Annotated in this window: 7 protein-coding genes; all 7 read left to right on the top strand. The window is 63.3% G+C overall.

All coding sequences use genetic code 11. The annotated features are described in order from the left end of the window. Window positions 1-1,073: sulfatase/phosphatase domain-containing protein (locus tag ACH2EH_RS00320; protein WP_395137687.1), on the top strand; the 1,073-nt coding region annotated here is incomplete at its 5' end. After that, window positions 1,070-2,092, top strand: a complete 1,023-nt coding sequence (locus ACH2EH_RS00315) for a dihydrodipicolinate synthase family protein (RefSeq protein ID WP_395137685.1) — start codon at window positions 1,070-1,072, stop codon at window positions 2,090-2,092. The genes ACH2EH_RS00320 and ACH2EH_RS00315, both read left to right, overlap by 4 nt. 14 nt (window positions 2,093-2,106) lie before the next feature. Continuing rightward, complete coding sequence (locus ACH2EH_RS00310; protein WP_395137683.1) at window positions 2,107-3,099, top strand: NAD-dependent epimerase/dehydratase family protein; 993 nt, start codon at window positions 2,107-2,109, stop codon at window positions 3,097-3,099. Further along, on the top strand, window positions 3,096-3,893 hold the full coding sequence (locus ACH2EH_RS00305; RefSeq protein WP_395137681.1) for an MBL fold metallo-hydrolase: 798 nt from the start codon (window positions 3,096-3,098) through the stop codon (window positions 3,891-3,893). The genes ACH2EH_RS00310 and ACH2EH_RS00305 overlap by 4 nt, the downstream gene beginning before the upstream one ends. Beyond that, window positions 3,890-5,017 (top strand): hypothetical protein, encoded by a 1,128-nt coding sequence (locus tag ACH2EH_RS00300; RefSeq protein ID WP_395137679.1) that lies wholly within the window; start codon window positions 3,890-3,892, stop codon window positions 5,015-5,017. Before ACH2EH_RS00305 ends, ACH2EH_RS00300 begins: the two co-directional genes overlap by 4 nt. Before the next feature lie 14 nt (window positions 5,018-5,031). Further along, window positions 5,032-6,075 (top strand): pyridoxal-phosphate dependent enzyme, encoded by a 1,044-nt coding sequence (locus tag ACH2EH_RS00295; protein ID WP_395137677.1) that lies wholly within the window; start codon window positions 5,032-5,034, stop codon window positions 6,073-6,075. A 10-nt stretch (window positions 6,076-6,085) separates the two neighbouring features. Next, window positions 6,086-6,978 (top strand): F390 synthetase-related protein (locus tag ACH2EH_RS00290; protein WP_395137675.1); only part of this gene is annotated, 893 nt, incomplete at its 3' end.

Here is a 6,978-nt window from a genome sequence, read left to right as displayed (position 1 = left end):
GGCTCACCCAAGGCAAAGACAGCGGTGAGGCTGGCCCCCTGCGCGGGGGGAAGGGCAGCACCTGGGAGGGCGGTGTCCGCGAGCCGACGATTGCCGCGTGGCCTGGAAAGATCGCCCCCGGAAGCGCCTGTGATGCCGTGGCGGGGACAATAGACTTTCTGCCGACCTTTGTCAAGCTCGCGGGAGGCAGCGTGCCCACGGATCGCAAGATCGACGGCAAAGATATCGCGCCGCTGTTGCTGGGCAATACCAAAAAATCTCCCCACGAGGCCCGCTACTATTTCAACGGCTACAACCTCCAAGCCGTGCGCTCCGGCCCCTGGAAGCTGGCCATTGCGCCGCAGAACGAGGGAATGGGCAAGGCAGGTGAGACTGTTCCCGCCTCACTCGAAAGCCCCCGCCTCTACAACCTAGATGCCGAGATCGGGGAGCGTACCGATGTCGCGGCGGCGCACCCCGACGTGGTGAGCCGATTGAAGGCGCTGGCTGTGGCGATGGCTTCCGAGCTGGGTCAGGGAAAGCCGGGCGTGCGACCGGCGGGCGCGGTGCAGAACCCGGTGACGCTCTACCCCTTTGAGGAGAGCCCGAAAGCCACCCCTGCCAAGCCTATGAGCTTGGACACGCTCAAAGTGGGCGACATGCTGAGTGGCACACAAGCACCGCAGGTAGTGAGGTGTCCGCTGACGATCTCTTGCACGCTGGAGGGCAAGCCACAGAGCGGCGTGCTGGTCGCCCACGGCGGCACTGCCACTGGCTACGCGCTCTATCTCAAAGACGGTCACGTGGTCTTGGCCGTCCATCCGTCGGGTGGGGAGCTGATCCGCCTGACTTCTCCCGAGACGCTTCCCGAGAACGCCGCGCTTGAAGCACGGATTGCTACCGATGGCACGCTGAGCCTGAAAGTGAACGGGCAGACCGTCGCCACCCAAAAACTCAGCGGCCCCCTCACTCGCCAGCCGCAAGAGCCGTTCTGCGTCGGATTCGACAGCGACAACCCGGTTGACCCTGCTTATGAGGGTACGTCGCGCTTCACCGGGACAATTCGTGCACTGAAAGTCAGCACCAAAGAGTGAGCACGATAAACGCCCAGCGCCAAGCACTCCAGAAGTTGCTCTTTCCCGGCGGCATCTCTCGCCTCTGGTGCCCGACGCTCACGCACTTTCAGGCCGCACGCACCCCTGACCCCGAGCGCATCCAGGCGCATCTGACCACACTCTCGCCCGATGTCAAAGGCATTCTCGTCCCCGGCTCCACCGGCGAGGGCTGGGAAATGACCGACTCCGATATTCGTGGCCTACTCGACATAGTGCTTGCGGCTGCGGCAGAGCAAGGGATTCGCGTGCTGATCGGCGTGCTGAAAACCTCCACGGACGAGGTGCTCGCCTGCTTGGACGCGCTGGAGCCGCTGCGCACACACCCGGCGGTGGTCGGGGTGACGATCTGCCCGCCCAAGGGCAGTGATCTCACCCAGAAAGCTCTCTTTGACGGTCTCGTGCAGGTGCTCTCCCGTGGCTGGCCGACGGCGCTCTACCAGCTCCCGCAAGTCACCCAAAACGAGCTTGCCCCCGAGACCGTCGCCGCGCTGATCCGTGAGTTTGCCAATGTCATTCTCTTCAAAGACACCAGCGGCGAGGATCGTGTGGCGCAGAGCGGCCTCGACTTTGGCGGCGTCTTTTTGGTGCGCGGCGCGGAGAAAAGTGGCTATGCGCCCTGGCCACGCACCAATGGCGGCCCCTACGATGGCTTTCTTTTAAGCACCGCCAACGTCTTCGCCCCCGAGCTGTCCGAAGTGCTACGTCTTCTTGACTCTGGTGAGCAAGCTGCCGCCGAGGCACTCTCCCAAAAGCTCGAAAGCGCCGTGAGTGCCGCCTTCGCGCTCGTGGCTAAGTTTCCGCACGGCAACGCCTTCGCTAATGCCAACAAAGTACTGGATCATTGGATGGCCTATGGCGAGGCGGCTCAGGACTTCGAGCCGCCACTGCTCTACAGCGGCGTGCGCCTGCCTCCGCATTTTATTGCAAGCGGCGGAGATATCTTGAAGGCACACGGGCTACTGCCAGAGAATGGCTACATAGTTTCTAAGGCCGGGTAGAGTAGAATAGGGGTATGCAAGGAGCCAAGTCGGTCCTGATCACCGGGGGAACTGGCTTTATTGGGAGTGCACTGGCTCGCGCGGCGCTGGAGCGTGGGTGGAGCGTGCACCTGCTGGGCCGTGATTTCTCGCGTGTGGAGAGCCTGCTCGCGGTGGGAGCCCGCGCCATTTCCTGCGACTTGCGCGATAAGACAGGGGTTGCTGCGGCCTGCGAGGGTCAAGATATGGTGTTCCATGTGGGCGCACTCTCCGCGCCCTGGGGCGACCCGGCGGAGTTCTACGCCACCAATGTCGAGGGCACCGAGAATATTCTAGCAGCCTGCCGAACCCACAAAATAGCGCACTTGGTGCATGTCTCGTCGCCAAGTGTGGTGTTTACGGGGCATGGTCAGCACAACCTCCCCGACGACGCGCCCTACCCGACGCGCTTTGCCTCGGTGTACTCCCAGACCAAGAAGCTTGCGGAAGACCGAGTGAATGCGGCTTTTGCGGAGGGCAGCGGGCTAAGCGGCGTGATCCTGCGCCCCAAGGCGGTTTTTGGGCCGGGAGATACCTCGCTCCTGCCGCGTCTGATTTCTGCGGCTCGTGCGGGGCGTTTGCCACGCATCGGGGATGGCAAAAATTTAGTCGAGCTGACGTATATAGACAACGTGGTTGCGGCGCTGCTCTGCGCCGCCGATGCACCCAAAACGGCGCTGGGGAGGACTTTTACGATCACCAACCACGAGGCGGTGCCGCTCTGGGAGGTGATTGCTCAGGTGCTCTCGGGGCTGAAGATTCCGTGGCAGCCCCGCACGATTCCCCTGCCGCTGGCACTTCTTGCGGCGAGCCTGATGGAGCGCAAGGCAAAGCGTACGGGTAAAGAGCCCTTGCTCACGCGCTACACCGTGCAGCTTCTAGCCCGCACCCAGACCTACGACACCCAGCCATCCCGAACACTTTTGGGCTACACTCCCCACGTCACGCTCTCCGAGGGGATCGCACGGACGATCCAGGCGCTCACATGAGATTTGAAATGCTGACCACGGGTTACTGCCTCGCCGACGAAAGCCATGTGCTATGCGGCGGACGCCGAGGCGTGCCTGTTCGCTGTCCTGCTCGCGCTGGGCTGTTTGAGCACCCGCAAGGCCGTATTCTCTTTGACACGGGCTATGCGGCGACGCACCTCTTCGCCGCCGCCGCGCACTTTCCGTATAAACTCTATCTGCGTGCCACGCCTGTTTTTACCTCGCCCGAGGAGAGCCTCGCGGCACAGCTTGACCCTAATACCTTTGGCACTATTGACACGATCATCGTCAGCCACTTTCACGCGGACCATATCGCCGGGCTCAAAGACTTTCCTGAAGCTCGCTTTATCGCTAGCGCCGAGGGACTGCGGGAAGTGCAGAATCGCCGGGGCTTGGGTGCCCTGAAGCGCGCTTTTCTGCCCGAGCTTCTGCCGACAGATTTTGCCGAGCGTGCGACGCTTCTGGAGCGCTTTACAGGCCCCGAGCTAGCGCCGTTTGGCCCAACGCACGATCTCTTTGGCGATGGTCTCCTCCGGCTCGTGCACCTGCCCGGCCATGCACGCGGCCAGCTCGGGCTCCTCGCACAGACCAGCACGGGCACGGTTTTTCTCGTCGCCGATGCCGCCTACTGCCGCCAGGCAATCCGTGAGAACCGCCCGCCGCATCCGATAACCAATCTCTTCACGGACAACGGCGCGGCGGTGCGTGAGACACTGGCCAAGCTCCATGCCTTCGCCGCTGCCCACCCGGCGGTCTTACTCTACCCCACCCACTGCACGGAGACTGATCCGTGAGAGTGCTGATAACGGGGAGCCGTGCGCCCGTGGCCATTCTGCTCGCCCGCTCGCTGCACGCCGCCGGAGCCGTGGTCTACACTGCCGATAGCCTTCGTCCTAACTTTGGGCAAAATAGCCGCACCGTCACCGAGGACTTTTGCGTGCCCTCGCCGCGCTTCGCTTCCCATGACTGCCTTGCGACACTCGCACGCCTTGCACGAGACAAACAGCTTGATGCAATTATCCCGACCTGCGAGGAGACCTTCGCGCTGGCGGCGGGGCGCACTGCCTTGCCACCGTCGGTGCGCTTGCTCTGCCCTGATATTGCGATTTTAGACCAGCTCCATCACAAAGGGCGCGGGATCGCCTTTGCTGCAAGCCTCGGAATAGCCACGCCCGAGACTTGTGCCCAGCCTGATGTCACGCGCGATGGCATTCTCAAGCGTGCCTACTCGCGCTTCTCCAGCCATGTGATTCCGCTCCGGGGCACGCAAGAACAGCGCCAGAAAGCTGCGGATAAAAAGCCCACAGACGATGGAGGGGACGGCGAGTGGGTCTGGCAGGAATGGATCTTGGGCAAGGCACTCTGCACCTACAGTCTCTGCCATAATGGGCAAGTTCTCGCCCACGCCGCCTACCGCACACCCTACACCGTCGGTCTGGGGGCGGGAATCTTCTACGATGCCGTGCACGGCCCCATGTATGACGCGTCACTGGCGGCGGCACAGAAACTGGCTGCGGAAACGCACTACACCGGCTCTCTCTCGCTAGACTTTATCGAGGAAGCCACAGGCCGCCTGGTTCTCATCGAGATCAACCCAAGAGCCACGATGGGGCTGGCATTGCTTTCCCATCAGCCCGCGTTCGCCGTGTGCTGGAAAACTTTATTGGGGGGTGACAAGGCACCAGAGAAAGTAGTGCCGGGCACCGGGCGGCGGCAGCTCAAAGCAGCCATGCTCTTGCTGGGGAGAAAGCGCAGCTGGCGCGATGTTTTTACCACGCCCGATGTTCTGAGTGATCCCAATGACCCCGGCCCCGCACGCGCCGCCTTGTGCATCTATCTGTCCTATGCCTGGCAAGCAAAGAAGAAAAAGCTGAGCACGCTGGCTTTCTCAACGCACGATATTGAGTGGAATGGGTAAATGACGTGGAACCGATGAGTGAGTTGCCGCTGCTCCTGCGCCGCTTCCCCGAGCTAGCGCCGCATTTCCCGTGGACACCGCTCCTGCCTGAGGTGCCGACGCCGGTGACATTTTTGCCAGAGCTGGGCCTCTGGGTGAAGCGCGATGATCTGGCGTGCCCGCGCTACGGCGGCAACAAGGCCCGCAAGTTCGAGTGGATTCTGGGTGAGCTGAAGGCGCAAAAGAAGCAGCACTTTCTCACTTTTGGCGGGCTCTGTAGCAACCACTGCACGGCGGCGGCGATCTACGGGCGTGCCGCCGGGCTGGACGTGACACTGTGCTTTGTCCCGACGCCGCTTCAAGAGAACGAGTACAAAGAGCTACTGCTCCAGGCGCATTTGGGCGCACGGCAGGTGTTACTCGGGCCGGGAACACTCCCACTGCTCCGCCTGCCACGCGTCCCCCCAGCGGGCTCGACAGTCGCGGGGGTAATGGGCTACGTCAATGCGGGACTGGAGCTTGCCGAGCAAGTGCGGCAGGGCTGCTTGCCAAACCCGGAGCTTATTTATATTGCGGTCGCCACCAAAGGCACGGCGCTCGGGCTGGCGATGGGGCTCGCGCTCTCCGGGCTGGAGCCGCTTCCCACGCTCATCGCTGTGGAGACCGTGACACCCGCCTGGCAACGTGCCCGCCTGTTTCTACCGACACCGCAGCGGGCGCTCCAGCGGCTGCGCGCCCTCTCGCCCGAAGCGCAGCGCCGCCTGCCCGAGAGTGTCACTGCGCTCGCCTGCGAGAGCCGCAAGGGCTTTGACCAAGAGCCACTGGGAATCGTCTCCGCACCCGTGCTCGCCGCGCTCCGCCAGGCACAGGCGCTGGGCCTCACGCTGGATACGCACTTTAGCGCTCGTGCTTGGGCGGCGCTGCAAGCGGATCGGGGGCAGTGGCAGAGCAAGCGGGTACTGTTCTGGCACACCCACGGCCAAGCCCCAGCAGAGGACCTTACTGCTGCCGAGGAATCGGGTGTGCGCCTGCCACCCGCTCTGGAGCGTGCGGCGCAGCAGGCACTGAGGAGGCACTGAGGAGAACGCAATGCTCTTAACTTTTTTACGCCACTATCTCGGCGCACGCTGGCGCTTCACGCGGCTTGAGGGCGACGCGCTGACGAACTTCCAGAACGCACACGTGCGGCGGCAAGTGGCGTTTGCTAGCACACACTCACCGTTCTATCAGAAGCACTGGCAGGGCTTGGATTTATCAGACTGGCAGGTGTTGCCCACCGTGGACAAGCGGCTGATGATGGCCAGCTTTACTGAGTTTAATACGCGCGGCGTCAACGGCGATACGGCGATGGCTATGGCGCTCGCCGCCGAGACGAGCCGGGATTTTCGCCCGACGGTGCCAGGAACGGATCTGACGGTGGGACTCTCCACGGGAACCTCGGGGCACCGGGGGATGTTTCTGGTCTCGCCGCAGGAGCAAGCCGCGTGGGCGGGGGCAATTCTGGCACGCGTGCTCCCCGGGCCGATCTGGCGGCGACGCGGCTGGCGCGTCACGCTCTTTCACCGGGCAACCAGCAATCTCTACGAGCGAGCGCGGAGCCGCCGGGTTCAGCTTCACTACCACGATCTCATGCAGCCACTGCCTGAGGCCGTCGCTGCCCTCAACGCCGAACAGCCGCACCTTCTGCTGGGGCCACCGACGCTGCTTGCCAAGCTCGCTGACGAGCGCCGGGCGGGGCGGCTACGGATTCAGCCCGAGCGGGTGTTCTCCGTGGCCGAGGTGCTGGAACCCCAGGACGCCGAGCAGATCGCCAGCGCCTTTACGCTTGCCGCGCTGGATCAGATCTACCAGTGCACCGAGGGCCTACTCGCCGTGAGCTGCCCGCACCACCGGCTTCATATTATGGAGGACTTAGTCGCGATCCAGACCGAGGCGCTGGGCGAGGGGCGCGTCACGCCCATTGTCACCGATCTCTGGCGCAC

Origin of the sequence: Armatimonas sp. (assembly GCF_043760365.1) — a bacterium.
GTDB lineage: Bacteria > Armatimonadota > Armatimonadia > Armatimonadales > Armatimonadaceae > Armatimonas.
This window is presented reverse-complemented; position numbering and strand designations above follow the sequence as displayed.

Bases quoted from the DNA above. Each gene is read 5' to 3' on its own strand.
- ACH2EH_RS00310 (WP_395137683.1), top strand. From the start codon at position 2,107: ATGCAAGGAGCCAAGTCGGTCCTGATCACCGGGGGAACTGGCTTTATT.
- ACH2EH_RS00305 (WP_395137681.1), top strand. From the start codon at position 3,096: ATGAGATTTGAAATGCTGACCACGGGTTACTGCCTCGCCGACGAAAGC.
- ACH2EH_RS00295 (WP_395137677.1), top strand. From the start codon at position 5,032: ATGAGTGAGTTGCCGCTGCTCCTGCGCCGCTTCCCCGAGCTAGCGCCG.